This is a genomic window from Enterobacter sp. T2, assembly GCF_010692925.1.
Classification (GTDB): domain Bacteria; phylum Pseudomonadota; class Gammaproteobacteria; order Enterobacterales; family Enterobacteriaceae; genus Enterobacter; species Enterobacter kobei.
Genome location: NZ_CP048736.1, coordinates 2639838 through 2658079, shown reverse-complemented (window position 1 = coordinate 2658079; position 18242 = coordinate 2639838). Strand labels below are relative to the sequence as shown.

The 18242-nt window shown below is 52.2% G+C and carries 22 protein-coding genes; 12 read left to right on the top strand and 10 right to left on the bottom strand.

Annotated elements, in window-relative coordinates; all coding sequences use genetic code 11:
* The first annotated feature begins 214 nt into the window (after positions 1–214).
* From G0034_RS12750 to G0034_RS12720, 7 genes are all read left to right on the top strand, one after another.
* The gene (locus tag G0034_RS12750) at positions 215–862 is read left to right on the top strand and encodes a YchE family NAAT transporter (RefSeq protein ID WP_014884164.1); all 648 of its coding nucleotides are present in this window, start codon (positions 215–217) and stop codon (positions 860–862) included.
* 772 nt (positions 863–1634) lie between these two features.
* Positions 1635–3266, top strand: a complete 1632-nt coding sequence (gene oppA, locus G0034_RS12745; protein WP_023330572.1) for an oligopeptide ABC transporter substrate-binding protein OppA — start codon at positions 1635–1637, stop codon at positions 3264–3266.
* An 83-nt stretch (positions 3267–3349) separates the two neighbouring features.
* Entirely contained in the window at positions 3350–4270 is a 921-nt protein-coding gene (gene oppB, locus G0034_RS12740) for an oligopeptide ABC transporter permease OppB (RefSeq protein ID WP_014884162.1), read from the top strand.
* 12 nt (positions 4271–4282) lie between these two features.
* Positions 4283–5191: an oligopeptide ABC transporter permease OppC gene (gene oppC / locus G0034_RS12735; protein ID WP_014884161.1), complete on the top strand. Its 909-nt coding sequence runs from the start codon at positions 4283–4285 to the stop codon at positions 5189–5191.
* Positions 5192–5202: 11 nt separating this feature from the next.
* Positions 5203–6216: an ABC transporter ATP-binding protein gene (locus tag G0034_RS12730; protein ID WP_014884160.1), complete on the top strand. Its 1014-nt coding sequence runs from the start codon at positions 5203–5205 to the stop codon at positions 6214–6216.
* Positions 6213–7217, top strand: a complete 1005-nt coding sequence (gene oppF / locus G0034_RS12725) for a murein tripeptide/oligopeptide ABC transporter ATP-binding protein OppF (RefSeq protein WP_014884159.1) — start codon at positions 6213–6215, stop codon at positions 7215–7217. The genes G0034_RS12730 and oppF overlap by 4 nt, the downstream gene beginning before the upstream one ends.
* Before the next feature lie 14 nt (positions 7218–7231).
* Positions 7232–8101 carry an ion transporter gene (locus G0034_RS12720; RefSeq protein ID WP_023330571.1) on the top strand — a complete coding sequence of 290 codons (870 nt, stop codon included), beginning with the start codon at positions 7232–7234 and terminating at the stop codon, positions 8099–8101.
* Positions 8102–8132: 31 nt separating this feature from the next.
* Here G0034_RS12720 and G0034_RS12715 read toward each other — a convergent pair whose 3' ends face one another.
* Positions 8133–8462 carry an HI1450 family dsDNA-mimic protein gene (locus tag G0034_RS12715; RefSeq protein ID WP_047027825.1) on the bottom strand — a complete coding sequence of 110 codons (330 nt, stop codon included), beginning with the start codon at positions 8460–8462 and terminating at the stop codon, positions 8133–8135.
* Positions 8463–8495: 33 nt separating this feature from the next.
* Positions 8496–9956 (bottom strand): cardiolipin synthase, encoded by a 1461-nt coding sequence (gene cls, locus G0034_RS12710; RefSeq protein WP_008502791.1) that lies wholly within the window; start codon positions 9954–9956, stop codon positions 8496–8498.
* A gap of 143 nt (positions 9957–10099) precedes the next feature.
* Between cls and G0034_RS12705 the strand changes: the two genes are divergently transcribed.
* Both G0034_RS12705 and leuE read left to right on the top strand, forming a co-directional pair.
* Positions 10100–10273, top strand: a complete 174-nt coding sequence (locus tag G0034_RS12705; protein ID WP_017384232.1) for a YciY family protein — start codon at positions 10100–10102, stop codon at positions 10271–10273.
* A 106-nt stretch (positions 10274–10379) separates the two neighbouring features.
* Entirely contained in the window at positions 10380–11015 is a 636-nt protein-coding gene (gene leuE / locus G0034_RS12700; protein WP_014884157.1) for a leucine efflux protein LeuE, read from the top strand.
* 35 nt (positions 11016–11050) lie between these two features.
* On the opposite strand, the gene G0034_RS12695 is transcribed toward leuE, so the two are convergent.
* A complete protein-coding gene (locus G0034_RS12695; RefSeq protein WP_023330569.1) occupies positions 11051–11347 on the bottom strand; it encodes a YciI family protein in 297 nt (98 codons plus the stop codon).
* A gap of 222 nt (positions 11348–11569) precedes the next feature.
* On the opposite strand from G0034_RS12695, the gene tonB reads away from it, so the two are divergent.
* Entirely contained in the window at positions 11570–12286 is a 717-nt protein-coding gene (tonB, locus tag G0034_RS12690) for a TonB system transport protein TonB (RefSeq protein ID WP_179121331.1), read from the top strand.
* Positions 12287–12322: 36 nt separating this feature from the next.
* Here tonB and yciA read toward each other — a convergent pair whose 3' ends face one another.
* The 4 genes from yciA to G0034_RS12670 all read right to left on the bottom strand — a co-directional run bounded on the left by yciA (position 12323) and on the right by G0034_RS12670 (position 14594).
* The gene (yciA, locus tag G0034_RS12685) at positions 12323–12718 is read right to left on the bottom strand and encodes an acyl-CoA thioester hydrolase YciA (protein WP_008502796.1); all 396 of its coding nucleotides are present in this window, start codon (positions 12716–12718) and stop codon (positions 12323–12325) included.
* A 104-nt stretch (positions 12719–12822) separates the two neighbouring features.
* Positions 12823–13362, bottom strand: coding sequence for a septation protein A (locus G0034_RS12680; RefSeq protein WP_014884118.1), 540 nt, complete (start codon positions 13360–13362; stop codon positions 12823–12825).
* Between the two features lie 58 nt (positions 13363–13420).
* Complete coding sequence (locus tag G0034_RS12675; protein ID WP_014884117.1) at positions 13421–14164, bottom strand: YciC family protein; 744 nt, start codon at positions 14162–14164, stop codon at positions 13421–13423.
* A gap of 25 nt (positions 14165–14189) precedes the next feature.
* A complete protein-coding gene (locus G0034_RS12670) occupies positions 14190–14594 on the bottom strand; it encodes a YkgJ family cysteine cluster protein (RefSeq protein WP_014884116.1) in 405 nt (134 codons plus the stop codon).
* A gap of 281 nt (positions 14595–14875) precedes the next feature.
* Here G0034_RS12670 and ompW point away from each other — a divergent pair, with 281 nt between their 5' ends.
* Both ompW and G0034_RS12660 read left to right on the top strand, forming a co-directional pair.
* Complete coding sequence (gene ompW, locus G0034_RS12665) at positions 14876–15508, top strand: outer membrane protein OmpW (protein ID WP_014884115.1); 633 nt, start codon at positions 14876–14878, stop codon at positions 15506–15508.
* 145 nt (positions 15509–15653) lie between these two features.
* A complete protein-coding gene (locus G0034_RS12660; protein WP_179120921.1) occupies positions 15654–15824 on the top strand; it encodes a hypothetical protein in 171 nt (56 codons plus the stop codon).
* A 194-nt stretch (positions 15825–16018) separates the two neighbouring features.
* On the opposite strand, the gene yedF is transcribed toward G0034_RS12660, so the two are convergent.
* The 3 genes from yedF to G0034_RS12645 all read right to left on the bottom strand — a co-directional run bounded on the left by yedF (position 16019) and on the right by G0034_RS12645 (position 18186).
* A complete protein-coding gene (gene yedF, locus G0034_RS12655) occupies positions 16019–16252 on the bottom strand; it encodes a sulfurtransferase-like selenium metabolism protein YedF (protein WP_014884113.1) in 234 nt (77 codons plus the stop codon).
* Entirely contained in the window at positions 16249–17460 is a 1212-nt protein-coding gene (gene yedE / locus G0034_RS12650) for a selenium metabolism membrane protein YedE/FdhT (RefSeq protein WP_179120920.1), read from the bottom strand. Before yedE ends, yedF begins: the two co-directional genes overlap by 4 nt.
* Before the next feature lie 177 nt (positions 17461–17637).
* Entirely contained in the window at positions 17638–18186 is a 549-nt protein-coding gene (locus tag G0034_RS12645) for a TetR/AcrR family transcriptional regulator (RefSeq protein WP_023330563.1), read from the bottom strand.
* Between the last annotated feature and the right edge of the window lie 56 nt (positions 18187–18242).

Genomic DNA, 18242 nt, shown 5'->3' with positions numbered 1-18242 from the left:
AGCAGGGTTATTTCATGGATATTTTTCCACTGTTAATTAATTAAGTAACTATTGGAAGTGGTGGCATCAATGATTCAACATATGTTTAACATTCTGAAATGCTAACGTTTTGGCACAGATTTCTGGTGAAGTATGCTAATAAAAAGCGTATCTTCAGCGCGATTTTTCATAACAACGTTGTCAGTCCCGGGCATGTGCAAAGGCGGAGCAAAACGTGATCCAAACGCTCTTTGATTTTCCAACGTATTTCAAATTTTTTATCGGTTTGTTTGCCCTGGTTAACCCGGTGGGTATCATTCCTGTCTTTATTAGTATGACCAGTTACCAGACGGCGGCGGCCCGGAACAAAACCAATCTCACCGCTAACCTGTCTGTGGCGATCATCTTGCTCACCTCGCTTTTCCTGGGGGATGCCATTCTCCAGGTCTTCGGTATCTCCATCGACTCCTTCCGCATTGCGGGTGGGATCCTGGTGGTGACCATCGCCATGTCGATGATCAGCGGTAAGCTGGGCGAGGACAAACAGAACAAGCAGGAGAAGTCAGAAACCGCGATACGCGAAAGTATCGGCGTGGTTCCGCTGGCGTTGCCCTTGATGGCAGGGCCTGGTGCCATCAGTTCAACCATTGTCTGGGGTACGCGTTACCATAGCCTCATGCACCTGATTGGTTTTTCTGTCGCCATTGCTGTTTTCGCGCTCTGCTGCTGGGGGGTATTTCGTATGGCGCCCTGGCTGGTTCGCTTGCTGGGGCAGACGGGGATTAACGTCATCACCCGTATCATGGGGTTGTTGTTGATGGCGTTAGGGATCGAATTCATTGTCACCGGTATTAAAAGCATTTTCCCCGGCTTGCTACACTAATATTTCGAATGAAAGAACGGAGCTACGGCTCCGTTTTTTTTACGTGAATATCAGCAAATCATATAACTAAAGTTGAAATGCTCACATATCATAATAAATTCTACTAATAATGTTCATCTCTTTTATTTCAAAGAGTTATGGGTTTCGCACAATCCCGCCTGCACAGAAAATCTTCGAACGTTCTGTTATTTTACTCACACGATACTCTGGGGCTTGCTGAGAGATAACCGAAATGTTATTAGTAATTTCAACTTTCCCTTAGAGGAATGTGCTAAATAATGATCAGTTGTTAAATTTTTGTACAAAATCACTCAAAAGTAGCGCAGCGACGCGCGAGTAGAGGAAGTTTTCTCTACCTTATTGAATACCCGGTGTTTTTATCGGCTTTCGATGTCTGGCAGGGCTGCCCCCAACGATACGACGTACTTCGTAAAAGAGAATTGCTTAACAAATTTGCAAAATGTATTGGCGCGCGTTTACGCCATTTGATACTTTCCGGCCTATTATTTTGCAGCATAAAACAATCAGATGAGAATTATTTTCATATAGCTCTCTTCTCAGATATCCAGCTCAGGTCTCAAACAGGGGAGGCCTGTGAAGAATCGACGCAAGACGGCCATACGAGCAGTCAGTAATAAAAAAAGTCGGTGATAGCAAGCAGTAAAAGAAGAACCTGACAGCAGCAAAAAAAACTCCTGCGCTGTACAGGCCCCAACAGGGGAATAGACAGCTGGCGAAAGCCAGTAATTATAATGAGTGGAGTACCAACACAATGTCCATCATCACAAAAAAAAATCTGGTAGCGGCGGGGATTTTAACTGCGCTAATCGCGGGCAATGCTGCAATGGCTGCGGACGTTCCTGCAGGAGTACAACTGGCGGAAAAACAGACGCTGGTGCGTAACAACGGTGCGGAAGTTCAGTCTCTTGACCCGCACAAAATTGAAGGGGTTCCTGAGTCAAACGTTAACCGTGACCTGTTCGAAGGCCTGCTGGTGACTGACGTTGACGGCCACCCGGCACCGGGTGTGGCAGAAAAGTGGGAAAATAAAGATTTTAAAGTCTGGACCTTCCATCTGCGTAAAGATGCCAAATGGTCCGACGGTACGCCGGTTACCGCCGAAGATTTCGTGTATAGCTGGCAGCGCCTGGCGAATCCAAATACCGCCTCTCCGTATGCGAGCTATCTGCAATATGGCCACATCGCCAATATCGATGACATCATCGCCGGTAAAAAGCCGGTCACCGACCTGGGCGTGAAAGCGATCGATGCCAATACCTTTGAAGTGACGTTGAGCGAACCTGTTCCGTACTTCTATAAGTTGCTGGTTCACCCATCCGTTTCCCCGGTACCAAAATCCGCTGTGGAAAAATTTGGTGAAAAATGGACGCAACCTGCCAATATCGTGACCAACGGTGCCTATAAGCTAAAAGACTGGGTGGTCAACGAACGTATGGTCCTGGAGCGTAACCCGCAATACTGGGATAACGCGAAGACCGTGATTAATCAGGTCACCTACCTGCCAATCTCTTCTGAAGTAACGGATGTTAACCGCTACCGTAGCGGTGAAATCGACATGACCTATAACAACATGCCGATTGAACTGTTCCAGAAGCTGAAAAAAGAGATCCCGAAAGAAGTTCACGTCGACCCATACCTGTGCACCTATTACTACGAAATCAACAACCAGAAAGCACCGTTCACCGACGTACGCGTTCGTACTGCGCTGAAGCTGGCACTGGATCGCGATATTATCGTGAACAAAGTGAAAAACCAGGGCGATCTCCCGGCGTATAGCTACACCCCTCCTTATACCGATGGAATGAAACTGGTTGAGCCTGAATGGTTCAAGTGGTCACAGGAAAAACGTAACGAAGAAGCGAAAAAGCTGCTGGCTGAAGCGGGCTACACTGCCGATAAGCCATTAACGTTTAACCTGCTGTACAACACGTCAGATCTGCATAAAAAACTGGCTATCGCCGTCGCGTCTATCTGGAAGAAAAACCTGGGCGTCAACGTTAAGCTGGAAAACCAGGAGTGGAAAACCTTCCTCGATACGCGTCATCAGGGGACCTTCGACGTGGCGCGTGCAGGCTGGTGTGCGGACTATAACGAACCGACCTCATTCCTGAACACGATGCTCAGCGACAGTTCAAACAACACTGCGCACTATAAGAGCCCGGCGTTCGACAAGATCATCGCTGATACGCTGAAAGTGTCTGACGATGCGCAACGCGCAGAATTGTACGCGAAATCTGAAGAGCAGCTCGATAAAGACTCTGCAATCGTACCGGTTTACTACTACGTTAACGCCCGTCTGGTGAAACCGTGGGTAGGGGGTTATACCGGTAAAGACCCGTTGGATAATATTTCCGTTAAGAATCTTTATATTATCAAGCATTAATGGCAATACGTGGGGTGAGCCTGGCTTGCCCCACTGTGTCTACTTTGTAACATTCATCAGGCACACGCCAGAAGGTACGGGCAATGTTGAAATTTATCCTGCGTCGCTGTCTAGAAGCGATACCAACGTTATTTATTCTAATTACGATTTCCTTCTTTATGATGCGTCTCGCACCGGGAAGTCCATTTACCGGTGAACGTACGCTGCCGCCGGAAGTTATGGCGAATATCGAGGCGAAGTATCACTTAAACGATCCCATCACTACCCAATACTTCAATTATTTGAAGCAGCTGGCGCACGGTGATTTTGGACCGTCATTTAAATATAAAGACTATTCCGTAAACGACCTGGTGGCCTCCAGCTTCCCGGTTTCGGCAAAGCTGGGTGCTGCGGCATTCATTCTGGCCGTCGTTCTCGGGGTCACCGCAGGCGTTATCGCCGCGCTCAGACAAAATACCAAATGGGATTATGCCGTAATGGGGGTGGCAATGACCGGGGTAGTGATACCCAGCTTCGTTGTCGCGCCATTACTGGTGATGATATTTGCCATTACGCTGAAGTGGCTGCCTGGCGGCGGCTGGAACGGCGGGGCTCTGAAGTTCATGATTTTGCCAATGGTGGCATTATCTCTGGCCTATATCGCCAGTATCGCGCGTATCACCCGTGGTTCTATGATCGAAGTGCTGCATTCGAACTTCATCCGCACCGCGCGCGCGAAAGGGCTGCCGATGCGCCGGATTATCTTCCGCCACGCGCTCAAACCGGCGCTGCTGCCGGTGCTCTCCTATATGGGGCCTGCATTCGTTGGGATCATCACGGGCTCGATGGTTATCGAAACCATCTACGGCCTGCCGGGCATTGGTCAGCTGTTCGTTAACGGCGCGCTCAACCGCGATTATTCGCTGGTACTGAGCCTGACGATCCTCGTTGGTGCGCTCACCATTCTCTTTAACGCGATCGTTGATGTGCTGTATGCCGTCATCGACCCGAAAATCCGTTACTAACTGGAGCACGCCATGATGTTGAGTAAGAAAAACAGCGAGGCGCTGGAAAACTTCAGTGAAAAACTGGAAGTGGAAGGTCGTAGTCTCTGGCAGGATGCACGCCGTCGCTTTATGCACAACCGTGCCGCCGTCGCCAGTCTGGTGGTTCTGGTGATCATCGCGCTGTTTGTGACCCTGGCACCGATGCTGTCGCAATTTACCTATTTCGATACGGACTGGGGCATGATGTCCAGCGCGCCGGATATGGAATCCGGTCACTATTTCGGGACCGACTCATCCGGCCGTGATCTGCTGGTGCGCGTCGCGATTGGGGGGCGTATCTCGTTGATGGTCGGTATCGCCGCCGCGCTGGTGGCGGTAATTCTGGGTACGCTCTACGGCTCACTTTCCGGCTACCTTGGCGGCAAAGTGGACTCAGTGATGATGCGTTTGCTGGAAATCCTGAACTCCTTCCCGTTTATGTTCTTCGTCATTCTGCTGGTGACCTTCTTCGGCCAGAACATTCTGTTGATTTTCGTGGCCATCGGGATGGTTTCCTGGCTGGATATGGCGCGTATCGTACGCGGCCAGACGCTGAGCCTGAAACGTAAAGAATTTATCGAAGCCGCGCAGGTTGGTGGCGTATCTACCCGAAATATCGTGGTTCGCCATATTGTTCCTAACGTGCTGGGGGTGGTTGTGGTCTATGCCTCACTGCTGGTGCCAAGCATGATCCTGTTTGAATCCTTCCTCAGCTTCCTGGGGCTGGGTACGCAGGAACCACTGAGCAGCTGGGGCGCACTGTTGAGCGATGGTGCAAACTCGATGGAAGTATCACCGTGGCTGTTGCTCTACCCGGCGGGTTTCCTGGTGGTCACACTGTTTTGTTTCAACTTTATCGGCGATGGCCTGCGTGATGCCCTCGACCCGAAAGACCGTTAAGGAGCGCCGTCATGACAATTATTGAAACGGCCACTGCGCCACAGGCGCAACAGCAGAGCAATCTTCTGCTGGACGTAAAAGACCTCCGTGTGACCTTTAAAACCCCTGACGGGGATGTTACCGCCGTCAACGATCTCAACTTCAACCTGAGTGCGGGTGAAACGCTGGGGATTGTCGGTGAATCCGGATCCGGAAAATCCCAGACCGCCTTTGCGTTGATGGGCCTGCTGGCATCTAACGGTGTGATTGGCGGTTCCGCAAAATTCAATGGTCGCGAAATCCTCAACCTGCCGGAGCACGAGCTGAACAAGCTGCGTGCCGAGCAGATCTCGATGATTTTCCAGGACCCGATGACCTCGCTGAACCCGTATATGCGCGTCGGTGAGCAGCTGATGGAAGTCCTGATGCTGCATAAGGGTCTGGGGAAAGCGGAAGCGTTTGAGGAATCCGTCAAAATGCTGGATGCGGTAAAAATGCCGGAAGCGCGTAAGCGCATGCGCATGTTTCCGCATGAATTCTCCGGCGGTATGCGTCAGCGCGTGATGATTGCTATGGCGTTGCTGTGCCGGCCAAAACTGCTGATTGCCGATGAACCGACTACCGCACTGGACGTTACCGTTCAGGCGCAAATCATGACCCTGCTGAACGAGCTTAAGCGTGAGTTCAACACGGCGATTATCATGATTACCCACGATCTGGGTGTTGTTGCCGGTATCTGTGACAAAGTGCTGGTGATGTATGCCGGTCGTACGATGGAATACGGCAAAGCGCGGGACGTGTTCTATCAGCCTGCCCATCCATACTCCATTGGCCTGCTGAACGCGGTGCCGCGGCTTGATGCGGAAGGGGAATCCCTGCTCACCATTCCGGGCAACCCGCCAAACCTGCTGCGTCTGCCAAAAGGCTGTCCGTTCCAGCCGCGCTGTCCGCATGCGATGGAAATCTGCAACAGCGCACCGCCGCTGGAAGCATTTGCACCAGGCCGTCTGCGCGCCTGCTTTAAGCCGCAGGAGGAGCTGGTATGAACGCATTAGATGAAAAACGCAATGTGCTGCTCGAAATCGCTGACCTTAAGGTGCATTTCGATATTAAGGATGGTAAACAGTGGTTCTGGCAGCCGCCGAAAACCCTGAAAGCGGTGGATGGCGTCACCCTGCGTCTGTACGAGGGGGAGACCCTGGGGGTCGTGGGCGAGTCCGGCTGTGGGAAATCCACTTTCGCACGTGCCATTATCGGCCTGGTCAAAGCTACCGACGGAAAAGTGGCGTGGCTGGGTAAAGACCTGCTGGGGATGAAGCCCGACGAGTGGCGCGACGTGCGAAGCGACATCCAGATGATTTTCCAGGATCCGCTGGCATCACTTAACCCGCGTATGACCATCGGAGAGATTATTGCCGAGCCGCTGCGCACCTATCATCCTAAGATGCCGCGTCAGGAAGTCCGTGACCGCGTAAAGGCGATGATGCTGAAAGTGGGGCTGTTGCCTAACCTCATTAACCGTTATCCGCACGAATTCTCCGGCGGTCAGTGTCAGCGTATTGGTATTGCGCGTGCGCTGATCCTTGAGCCGAAGCTGATTATCTGTGATGAACCGGTTTCCGCGCTGGACGTTTCCATTCAGGCGCAGGTGGTAAACCTGCTGCAGAAACTTCAGCGCGAGATGGGGCTGTCGCTGATCTTCATTGCGCACGATCTGGCCGTGGTAAAACACATTTCTGACCGTGTGCTGGTGATGTATCTGGGTCATGCCGTGGAGCTGGGCACGTATGATGAGGTGTACCACAATCCGCTGCACCCTTACACCAAAGCACTGATGTCTGCAGTACCCATCCCCGATCCCGATCTGGAGAAAAATAAAACGATCCAGCTTCTGGAAGGAGAATTGCCTTCACCAATTAACCCGCCGTCAGGTTGCGTCTTCCGTACGCGCTGCCCGATGGCCGGGCCGGAATGTGCGAAAACACGACCGGTTCTGGAAGGCAGTTTCCGACATGCGGTTTCCTGCCTGAAAGTAGACCCGTTATAATCGCAAGGGCTGACATGATGTCAGCCCTTATTTATTGCGAGGTTACCGTGTCGCGTTTATTCACTTCAGCCCGTCGACGGCTCTATCATCTTTTATTCGATCCAGAAACGGTATCGGGACGCCGTTTTGAGGGACTCTGCGCGCTGTTTGCGTTACTAAGCGTCATTGTCATCTTTATTGAATCCGGTGTCGGGACACAATATCACCTGACATTTGATGAATGGCATGCCTTTGTCTGGCTTGAACTGGCGATCACCCTGGTCTTTACCGCTGAGTATATTCTGCGGGTCGTTTGCTGGCCCAATCCGGCAAAGTACGTATTCAGCTTCTGGGGTTTTATCGATTTAGCGACCATCCTGCCGCTCTATGTCATGTGGCTATGGCCAGAAATCAGTCTCAACTATGTTTTCGCCTGGCGCGCCATGCGCGTGATTCGCGTATTGCGAATTCTTAAATTGCTGCGTTTTATGCCGTCGCTGCGCGTATTCTGGAGTGCCATCGTTAGCGCACGACATCAGCTTATTCTGTTTTACTCGTTTATTGCCATTGTGATGATTGTTTTCGGCGCGCTGATGTATTTGATAGAAGGGCCCAAATACGGCTTCACAACGCTCAACGCCTCCGTCTATTGGGCCATCGTGACCGTGACGACCGTGGGGTACGGTGATATCACACCCCATACGCCGCTGGGGCGCATAGTGGCATCCGTGCTCATTCTGATTGGGTATTCGGTGATTGCTATCCCGACGGGGTTAATTACCACGCACATGAGCAGTGCATTTCAAAGCCATAAAGCGCAGCGTAAATGTCCGCGCTGTCATCAGGGAGAGCATGAGCAGAGCGCGCGGTTTTGCAACCGCTGTGGGAGCGAGTTACCGAAGTAAATAAAAAAGGCTGCCATCGCAGCCTTTTTTATTATTCGCGCCAGAGAATGTGGCACAGCTTGTGGTCTTTCTCCCGGCAGAGCAGGACGCGAGCGAAAATGTCGTTAATTTCCCCACCATCTTCATCAGCCAGCCCAATCACCACTTCGGCAAAGAAGTCAGGATTCAGGTCGAAATTCACATGTTCAGCCCAGTCTTCTGCAGGGTCGAACAATTCGGCACCGCCGCGCTCTTCGAACTGCAGATTAAAGAGGATCACGTCCGCGGGATCGAGGTTATCAACCGCCAGTTCGAGAAAAATGTCATAGGCCTGCTCGAGCGTTTCGTCTTCGGTCAGGCGATTGTTCAGATCCATTTCCATGATGACTACCTGTTTAACATCGTTGGGCACGTTTTACAGCAACGGACTAAAGAAGTAAAACAGTCGTTCAGCTATTCTCTGCCACAGCGGGCGTTTTACCCACAGCCTGGCATCCAGCAGCCGCGAGCGGGAGATATAATCATCCTGCACCGCCGCCAGGTCGCCGCCAAATCCGGCGTCATCAATCACCAGGGTGATTTCAAAGTTCAGCCACAGGCTGCGCATATCGAGGTTTACCGTGCCCACAAGGCTTAACTCACCGTCGACAAGCACGCTCTTGGTGTGCAGCAGCCCGCCTTCAAACTGGTATATTTTCACCCCGGCGGCCAGTAGTTCGCTAAAGAAGGCGCGGCTGGCCCAGCCCACCAGAAGCGAGTCATTTTTGCGGGGCAAAATGATACTCACATCGACACCGCGCTGCGCTGCGGTACAGATCGCGTGCAACAGGTCATCGCTGGGGACGAAGTAGGGCGTCGTCATGATCAAATATTCACGCGCTGAGTAGGTAGCCGTCAGCAGCGCCTGATGAATTAAGTCCTCCGGGAATCCCGGCCCGGAGGCAATGGTATGAATAGTATGACCGCTGGCCTCTTCAAACGGCATGATGTTGCCATCTGGCGGCGGGGGTAGAATACGCTTGCCGGTCTCTATCTCCCAGTCGCAGGAGTACACGATTCCCATCGAGGTGGCAATCGGCCCCTCCATTCGTGCCATTAGATCCACCCATTGCCCGACGCCGGAGTCCTGTTTAAAGAAGCGCGGGTCAACCATGTTCATACTGCCAGTGTAGGCAATATAATTATCAATCATGATCATTTTACGGTGCTGGCGAAGGTCCATCCGGCGCAGAAAGACGCGCAGGAGATTTACCTTTAGCGCCTCAACCACTTCGATACCGGCATTACGCATCATGCCTGCCCAGGGGCTGCGGAAAAAGGCCACGCTGCCTGCGGAGTCCAGCATCAGACGGCAGTGGATCCCCCGACGCGCGGCCGCCATCAGGGATTCAGCGACCTGGTCGGCCATGCCGCCGGGCTGCCAGATATAGAACACCATCTCAATGTTATGGCGAGCAAGCTGGATATCGCGGATCAACGCCTGCATCACGTCATCGGAGGAGGTCAGAAGCTGGAGCTGGTTCCCCTTAACGCCGCCAATCCCCTGACGCCGTTCGCAGAGCTTAAACAGCGAGGAGGCGACGCTGCTGTTCTCCTCGGCAAAGATATGTTTGCAGGCTTTAAGATCGTTAAGCCACTTCGCGGTGGAAGGCCACATGGCACGCGCCCGCTCGGCCCGGCGTTTACCCAGATGAAGCTCACCGAAAGAGAGATAGGCAATAATTCCCACCAGCGGGAGGATGTAAATGATCAGAAGCCAGGCCATGGCAGAGGGTACGGCTCTGCGCTTCATCAGGATGCGTAATGTCACACCCGCGATTAACAGCCAGTATCCCAAAATGACCAGCCAACTCACCACGGTGTAGAAGGTTGTCATGGTTAAAAAATCCTTTTGAAAGCGTATTGTTATGAGTGTACGCATCAGGATTCATCTGGCAAATAAAAACGCCAGGTAAAAGCGCTGGTTTGCTGCCGGGTTGGGTTTATAATGGCGGCTCTGTTTGAGAAAGAGTTGTAGACATGAAGCGCAGTAGAACAGAAGTAGGGCGCTGGCGCATGTTGCGACAGGTGAGTCGTCGTAAGGCTCGTTGGCTGGAAGCACAATCCCGCCGCAATATGCGTATCCACGCCATCAGAAAATGTGGATTGAACAGGCACCGCAACGCGTTGCTGTTCGCCGTCCAGGATATCTGAAAACCCTGAGGGCACCGCAAGGTGCCCGCTGATTTTATAGTGTCTTATTGAGAGAATATCGTTATTGCTGCGATATTCCGGTAATGTTTAGCAAAAGGAGGGAGAGGTGTTTGCGGAGTTTGGCGTACTGAATTTCTGGACGTATGTTGTTGGCGCATTTTTTATTGTGCTGGTGCCGGGCCCGAATACCCTGTTTGTGCTGAAGACCGGGATCGGTCACGGCGTTAAAAAAGGATATCTTGCCGCCACAGGTGTGTTTATCGGCGATGCGGTTCTGATGTTTCTCGCCTGGGCCGGTGTCGCGGCTTTAATCCAGACCACGCCTGTACTGTTTAATATCGTACGCTATCTGGGTGCTTTCTATTTACTCTGGCTGGGCGGCAAAATGCTCTGGTCGGTGATTAACCGTCAGAATCATGCTCACGAGAGCGGAACTGAACCTGCCAGTATGATCATGAAACGCGCCCTGGTACTGAGCCTGACGAATCCAAAAGCGATTCTGTTCTACGTTTCGTTCTTTGTGCAGTTTATAGACGTGAATGCACAAAATACCGGGACCTCTTTTCTGATTCTCGCCACCACGCTTGAGTTGATTAGCTTTATGTACATGAGCTTCCTGATCTTCTCCGGTGCGTTTGTCACGCGTTATTTAAAAACCAAAAAGAAACTGGCAAAGCTGGGGAACGGGCTGATAGGGCTGCTGTTTGTCGGATTTGCGGCGCGGTTAGCGTCCCTGCATTGATGTGAAGAAAGGCTCCTGAGGGAGCCTTAGTTATATCAGAACACTTTCTTATACGGTCGCACCGTTACCTTCGCATACACGCCCGCCGCAACGTACGGGTCTGCGTCAGCCCAGGCCTGCGCCGCTTCCAGAGATTCAAACTCTGCAATAACCGTGGAGCCCGAAAAACCGGCTGCACCCGGGTCGTTGCTGTCGACAGCAGGCATTGGACCAGCGGTCAGCAAACGACCTTCATCCTGTAGCAATTGTAAGCGTGCCAGGTGAGCAGGGCGGACAGACTGGCGTTTCTCAAGTGAATCAGCGACATCTTCAGAGTAAATCACGTAAAGCACGGTGAAGCTCCTTAAGCGTTTTAAAGTGTCAGTTACGTTATGTGAAAGGGCAACTGACTGCAATGTAAAGATAAAAACAATGTTAATACCCTGATCTGAATGCCCCTTTTTTGGCCACATTGACGCTTAAATTGCGCCAGAACAAAGTGTCTTATTGAATATGATTGCTATTTGCATTTAAAATCAGGGTTCGATTTTTTAACGTTGATGACTATGACTTCGATGACCCTTGATTTACCTCGCCGCTTTCCCTGGCCGACGCTGCTCTCCGTCGTGATTCACGGTGCTGTCGTGGCGGGTTTGCTCTATACCTCGGTTCATCAGGTTATTGAAATGCCCGCACCCGCGCAGCCGATTTCGGTGACCATGGTATCGCCAGCGGATCTCGAGCCGCCGCAGGTCGCGCCGCCACAGCCGGTTGCTGAACCGGAGCCAGAACCCGAACCTGTTCCGGCGCCACCGAAGGAAGCCCCGGTGGTGATCCATAAACCTGAACCGAAGCCCAAATCTAAGCCGAAGCCAAAACCGGTTAAGAAGGTCGAGGAGCGTCCGAAACGCGAAGAACGTCCGGTTGAGCCACGCGCGACCCAGACGGTTGAGAATACAGCACCTTCACGTCCGGTGATGAACAACTCCACACCGGCACCAAAACCAACGGTTGCCGCGCCAGCGGGCCCACGAGCACTGAGCCGAAACCAGCCTCAGTATCCGGCGCGAGCGCAGGCTTTACGTATTGAAGGCCGCGTGCGGGTGAAATTTGACGTTACCGCAGATGGCCGCGTTGATAACGTGCAAATCTTGTCCGCTCAGCCTTCTAATATGTTTGAACGCGAAGTGAAATCGGCGATGCGCAGATGGCGCTACGAAGCCGGTAAACCGGGTAGCGGATTGATCGTGAACATTGTCTTTCGCCTGAACGGCGGGGCGCAGATGGAATAAAAAAAGCCTCCGGATGGAGGCTTTTTTGTCAGATAATCAGGCCTGTGGAAGCTGACGAGGTTTACCCTCGCTATCCACTGCCACATAAATAAACAGTGCTTCAGTAGCTTTATAGCGCTGTCCAATCGGTTCTGAAGAGACCTTCTTCACCCAGACTTCAATGTTGATAGAGATGGAGGTATTGCCGCGCTTGACGCAGCGCGCGTAACAGCACACCACGTCACCTACCGCTACCGGGCGCAGGAAGGTCATTCCATCGACCCTCACGGTTACCACGCGTCCATGAGCTATCTCTTTTGCCAGAATTGCGCCGCCCATATCCATTTGCGACATCAGCCAGCCGCCAAAAATATCGCCATTGGCATTGGTGTCAGCGGGCATTGCCAGTGTGCGTAAAACCAGTTCGCCCTGAGGGGCGTTAGTTGTTGTCATTGTTTTAACTCGTAACGGAAGACTTCAGGCGGGATGCTACTATGATTTCACAGCGGAGAGAATAGACCAGAACGCCTGTCGAACACGTTCTGGTTAACCAGCAGTTAGTGCTTATCGTCCTGCGGCATATGTCGATAGATGTAAACGCCGCTGAGCAGGGTGAAAATCAGCGTCAGGGCGGTCAGGCCGAAGACCTTAAAGTTGACCCAAATGTTTTGCGGCAACCAGAAGGCAATGTAGATATTGGCAAGACCGCAAAGAATAAAGAACACCGCCCAGGCGATATTCAGTCGGGACCAGACCTGCTGCGGCAGCGTCAGCTCTTTACCCAGCATGCGCTGAATAAGCGGTTTTTTCATAACCCACTGGCTGATTAACAATGCGCCTGCAAACAGCGCGTATATCACCGTGACTTTCCACTTGATGAATTCATCATTGTGGAAGAACAGGGTCAGCCCGCCGAAAACAGCGACCAGCACGAACGTGACCAGCGCCATTTTTTCAACTTTACGATAACGTACCCAGCTGTAGATCAGCACAACCGCGGTCGCGATAATCAGCGCAGTGGTCGCAGCATAGATGTCATACAGCTTATAAAACGCGAAAAAGACCACGAGCGGTAAAAAATCAAGAAACTGCTTCATTCTGTGATTCCATCTTCTCTGTTGAGCCGGGAAGCGGGTCATGCTCCCGGCATCAGGATTACTGACGAATTAACATATACAGGCGGAACAGATAGACCAGCAGTACCGCTGAAATCAGGTTGCTCAGCGTATTCGCGACTACCGCGCCAACATTAGGCGTTAAAACCGCAAAATTCGGCGCAAACAGGAGCAGAAGCGTTTTCGCCAGCAGCCAGCCGATCACGGCAGGGGCTACCAGACGCATATTCGCCCATGCGAGCCTGATACTGCTGCGCATTGCGGTAAAAATACCCATTTTGTCCTGCACGATCATGATCGGGGCAAAAGAGAGCACGATAGCCAGCAACACGCCCGGCACCACGACCAGCATAATCCCCATCTGCACCAGCAGGGTGGTTAAGAAGATCAGGATAAACAGCTTCGGCAAAACGGGGGCACTGGCACCAATCGCCCGTAAGGCACTGACCCGATGGCCCGCTGACACCAGCTGAATCATCAGGAGAACGCCGCCCGCCAGAATCGCATTACCAATGAGACCAGAGAACGTCGATGCGGCTGAAGCCCGCAGCAGGATTTGCTGCTGCTCTGGCGTCATGTTTTGCACCAGTTCAAACAACCCGACGCTTCCTGCCAGATTGTCACCCTGGCTCAGGCTGGCAATCTGTTCATCACTCGGTGAGAAGGCATGGCCCAGCACCACAGTGATAAAGGCGCAAAGCAACGCGATCAGTAAAAAAGTTATGAACTGATTGCGGAAAAAGTTTCCCGTGTCACGGTAGACAGACTTCGCCGTGATAGACATGCACTCTCCTTGAGTATTGCAGGTGTTAATTAGCCGGCAATTGTACACCGGATGCACCTGCTGTGGCAGCATCAAGGCTTGTATGGAAAAGCATATCTTTGTAAAGCGGCGGTAATCCGACCCGTGCGCGGGCGCGATTACAGGCGTCGTTGACCTGCCCGTCTTCCCCTGACATAGCAAATTCCCGGCAGGGGCTGGGGCGATCCTCATAGATGGAACACCGGGTTGAGACCCCGGGTTCACCCTGTAGCGCGACGCAGCGAGCCTGTTTTTGGTTCGTGCCGCGCATACAGCGCAGAAAAGGGGTTAACGGCTCAGTGAGATGAACCGGAACGGTACCGCCGCCATCGCTGGCCTCGGCCCAGTAGAAAGAGACTCGAAAATACGCACAACAGGCTCCGCACGTCATGCACGGGTTAACTTCACTCATGGCACACCTGCAAAAAAGAACGCATCAAATCAATTTGTGAGAGCGATAAATTAGCCAGCCGCCTGAGGAAGAGCAAGAGGGGGAAAAGAGAAAATTTTGTAACTGTGAAATGCCAAAAATTGACATGGAAACAACTTACTGCCTTTCAAAGCGCCACAAAAAATTAACCCAGATCAATGAATGTTAACTTACTGGTTTTAATGTGATCTGTGGCAGATCACTTATTACTCATTTGTGAGTATATTCTCACCCGCGATTAAAACCACAACGATGGAGCGGATATGAAAAAATTAGCGGTGGCAGCCCTTGTATTAAGCAGTCTCTCTGGCGGCGCGTACGCGCACGAAGCAGGTGAATTCTTTATTCGTGCCGGTTCGGCCACGGTTCGCCCAACTGAGGGCTCTGATAACGTGCTGGGTATGGGCGGTTTTAACGTCAGTAATAACACCCAGTTAGGCTTAACGTTCACTTATATGGCGACGGATAACATTGGTGTCGAGCTTCTGGCGGCAACGCCGTTCCGTCATCGCGTCGGTCTGGGGGCAACCGGTGATATCGCCACCGTACACCATTTACCGCCAACGCTGATGGCGCAATGGTACTTTGGCGATGCCAGCAGCAAGGTGCGTCCGTATATTGGCGCCGGTGTAAACTACACCACCTTCTTCGATGAGAAATTTAACGATACCGGTAAAGAGGCCGGTCTGACTGACCTCAGCCTGAAAGATTCATGGGGTATGGCGGGACAGGTGGGGCTGGATTACCTGATTAACCGTGACTGGCTGATCAACGCCTCAGTCTGGTACATGGACATTGATACAGACGTACGCTTTAAAGCGGGCGGTGAGCAGCAAAGTATCAACACGAGACTGGACCCGTGGGTGTTTATGTTCTCTGCGGGGTATCGTTTCTAATCCCCCGGTTAAACTGGCCACGCGGTGGCCAGTTTGCATCGCACTCTTAAAACGACGGATAAACCGGTCGTTCGTCCAGCTTAAGGCAGTGCCTGAGGCGCGTTTCCCCATCATATAAATAGCTGAATGCATCGCTGGACACCGAATGGAACAGAATATCACCGTTGGCAAACGGGATAATTTCCGTGTCACCCGCGCGCTTGTGCCCTGCGCCGGTTTCAAACTGGCCGCGCCACCGTTCCTGCGTATGGTCGTAAACGTGCAGAATAACCTCGACAAGTCCTCTTTCCGGACAGTTAAGGCGCAGGAAGGTTGAAGAGAAATTCAGGGGCAGCACGTGAAAGGGAATCAATAAGGCGAAAACCAGTAAAGCTCGTAAATACATCAAACTGCGAAAACCTCCTTCAAAATGGATATGAGATTTTACTTAAGTCAGATGCGGCGGCTTTGCCCTCGATCAAGAGGTCTTATAATTCAATGCGATAAAGGCCTCTGACGAGGCCTGAACGTTCATTTTTGAATCAAATAGCGGATTGTTGGCCCGTCCTGCTGAATATCCAGCACCGTGTAGCCATGGTTTTTAGCATCCAGAGGAATGTTGTTAATGGATTGCGGGCAGTCGCTCACCACCTCCAGAATTTCCCCTTTTTTGAGCTGCGGTAGCGCTTCAAGGGTAGCCACTGCCGGATAAGGGCAAGGTTCGCCGATCATATCCAGTCGATAATCAGGCACGATCTCTTTCATGCAGCGTTCTCCTGCGTTTCAGGTTTAGCGGTGGTGCGACGGAAGAAACGTTTCTCCTGCGCGACAACCAGTAAAAAAGCGACCAGCAGCAAGGCATAGGTTACCAGCAGGCCGCCGAGCGGACCGAAGGTGCTCAACAGATTGACCTTATCCCAGTTTGTTGCGAGTACAGGTGAGACATCATCCCAGTAGTACGCCAGAATGGTTGAACCAATGACATTACCAAGGCCGACCCACCAGTAATGCACCTGGCCTTCGACGGCGCGATACATCCAGCCGGTTTCACACCCGCCCGCCAGCACAATTCCAAAGCCAAACAGCAGGCCACCAATCACCGCGTTAGGACCGGCCCACATGATTTTCGGTTCAACACCGAGTTGTACATAGCTGAAAATGCCGATGGCGCTCACCGCCATACCGGCAATGATCGCTTTTGCCATCATGGTTCGTCCGGTGATCCACATATCGCGAAATGCAGAGGTAAAGCAGATCTGCGCGCGTTCGATCAGCAGACCAAACCCTAGGCCAAACAACATCGCCAGGCCGAGTTTCGGTTGATTCAGCGCTGTGCAGATTGCCCACGCGATCATGGCAAAAAAGACCAGCATACCGAGGCGAAAACGGCGTTTCGCCTGGTCCGGCTTCTGGGTCAGCGGCGACGCTGCGCTAACTTTGGTCATTTTTACCGGAATACGGAACAGCGGCAGCAGGGTGAATTTTGCACCGAAGTAAGAGCCAATCGCGGTGGCGACGGCAAAGAACCAGGCATGCAGTGAGAATTGCGGAATACCCGTGAAGAACGCGGCAAGGTTACAGCCCATCGCCAGGCGAGCACCAAATCCGGCAATAATCCCGCCGACGACCGCCTGCATAATGCGGATGCGGCTTTTGGGCATGCGCAACTTGACGTTATTTGCCCACAGCGCCGCCGCGAAACAGCCGCCGAACATCCCGATGATCATCATTCCGTCGATGCGGGTAAGCGGAGTACCGTCCAGGTGAATGAGTTTAAAGTAGCCCCACTCTTCGGCATGCACGCCAGCGAGTTGCAGAAGTTGACCACCCCAGCGGGTAAACTCGCCGGTCACGGCCCAGAAGGTACCGGTAATGCCGAAATAATAAGTAGAGAGAATGCCTGCCGCGATAACGGCCGGAACAGGTGACCAGAACTTAACTAAATAAGTCTGTTTGAAGTATTGCCATGACATGAGTAAGCCTCTGAACTCAGAAGGTGTATTTGGATTTAACGGGCCGGAATATATAACTTTTTGGCTTACTCTAAAACCTCTCCAAACTTACTCTCCGGGATAGCGTCATTTTTTATGACCTCCGTCATTAAATCTTCCGGTTATTTCCCGGCAATCACACCCCCGGCTGCAAAATATTCATTCCTTTCGCGGAGCCTTACTCAGAATGCGAGAGCGGCAGACATCCAGAATTTCGTCAGCCAGCGCGGAATTATCCGGGCAGGCACGGGACAACACCAGAGCCCCGACAAGATGTGCAAAGGTGTTTATCAGGTCAGCACGTGAGACATTTTCGTCGCTTAACATTGCCAGCTGACGTTCAACCCCGGCTGCAAATGTCTCTTTGATGGACTCAGACTGGCGTGCGGTGTCCGTGCCCAGGGCAGACATCACGCAACCTCCGGCCATATCATCGCGATGCTGCCGGGAGAGGTAATATTCAATGAATTTGTCTCGATCTACACCCGCCAGGTTTTCCGCGGCATGCACAAACCCGCAATTCATGGCCTCTGACATCAGGTCGGCCTTCGAACCAAAGTGCTTATAAAACCCGCCGTGGGTTAAACCCGCAGCAGACATCAGCTCCGCCACGCCCACGCCGTCATAGCCGCGTTCACGAAAAAGTTCGGATGCCGTTTCAACTATGCGCATCCGGTTCTCCCGGACCTGCTCTTTTGACACTTTCATGCTGCCCACCCCCTATAAAACAAGGCTCAATTATACATTGATGATGACCATAATCA

Coding starts and splice junctions, on each gene's coding strand:
- G0034_RS12720 (WP_023330571.1), top strand. CDS start 7,232: ATGATGTCAGCCCTTATTTATTGCGAGGTTACCGTGTCGCGTTTATTC.
- G0034_RS12715 (WP_047027825.1), bottom strand. CDS start 8,462: ATGGAAATGGATCTGAACAATCGCCTGACCGAAGACGAAACGCTCGAG.
- yedF (WP_014884113.1), bottom strand. CDS start 16,252: ATGAAAGAGATCGTGCCTGATTATCGACTGGATATGATCGGCGAACCT.
- yciA (WP_008502796.1), bottom strand. CDS start 12,718: ATGACAACAACTAACGCCCCTCAGGGCGAACTGGTTTTACGCACACTG.
- G0034_RS12730 (WP_014884160.1), top strand. CDS start 5,203: ATGACAATTATTGAAACGGCCACTGCGCCACAGGCGCAACAGCAGAGC.
- oppB (WP_014884162.1), top strand. CDS start 3,350: ATGTTGAAATTTATCCTGCGTCGCTGTCTAGAAGCGATACCAACGTTA.
- tonB (WP_179121331.1), top strand. CDS start 11,570: ATGACCCTTGATTTACCTCGCCGCTTTCCCTGGCCGACGCTGCTCTCC.
- G0034_RS12670 (WP_014884116.1), bottom strand. CDS start 14,594: ATGAGTGAAGTTAACCCGTGCATGACGTGCGGAGCCTGTTGTGCGTAT.
- G0034_RS12660 (WP_179120921.1), top strand. CDS start 15,654: ATGGAACAGAATATCACCGTTGGCAAACGGGATAATTTCCGTGTCACC.
- cls (WP_008502791.1), bottom strand. CDS start 9,956: ATGACAACCTTCTACACCGTGGTGAGTTGGCTGGTCATTTTGGGATAC.
- yedE (WP_179120920.1), bottom strand. CDS start 17,460: ATGTCATGGCAATACTTCAAACAGACTTATTTAGTTAAGTTCTGGTCA.
- G0034_RS12675 (WP_014884117.1), bottom strand. CDS start 14,164: ATGTCTATCACGGCGAAGTCTGTCTACCGTGACACGGGAAACTTTTTC.
- G0034_RS12705 (WP_017384232.1), top strand. CDS start 10,100: ATGAAGCGCAGTAGAACAGAAGTAGGGCGCTGGCGCATGTTGCGACAG.
- ompW (WP_014884115.1), top strand. CDS start 14,876: ATGAAAAAATTAGCGGTGGCAGCCCTTGTATTAAGCAGTCTCTCTGGC.
- G0034_RS12645 (WP_023330563.1), bottom strand. CDS start 18,186: ATGAAAGTGTCAAAAGAGCAGGTCCGGGAGAACCGGATGCGCATAGTT.
- oppA (WP_023330572.1), top strand. CDS start 1,635: ATGTCCATCATCACAAAAAAAAATCTGGTAGCGGCGGGGATTTTAACT.
- oppC (WP_014884161.1), top strand. CDS start 4,283: ATGATGTTGAGTAAGAAAAACAGCGAGGCGCTGGAAAACTTCAGTGAA.
- G0034_RS12680 (WP_014884118.1), bottom strand. CDS start 13,362: ATGAAGCAGTTTCTTGATTTTTTACCGCTCGTGGTCTTTTTCGCGTTT.
- oppF (WP_014884159.1), top strand. CDS start 6,213: ATGAACGCATTAGATGAAAAACGCAATGTGCTGCTCGAAATCGCTGAC.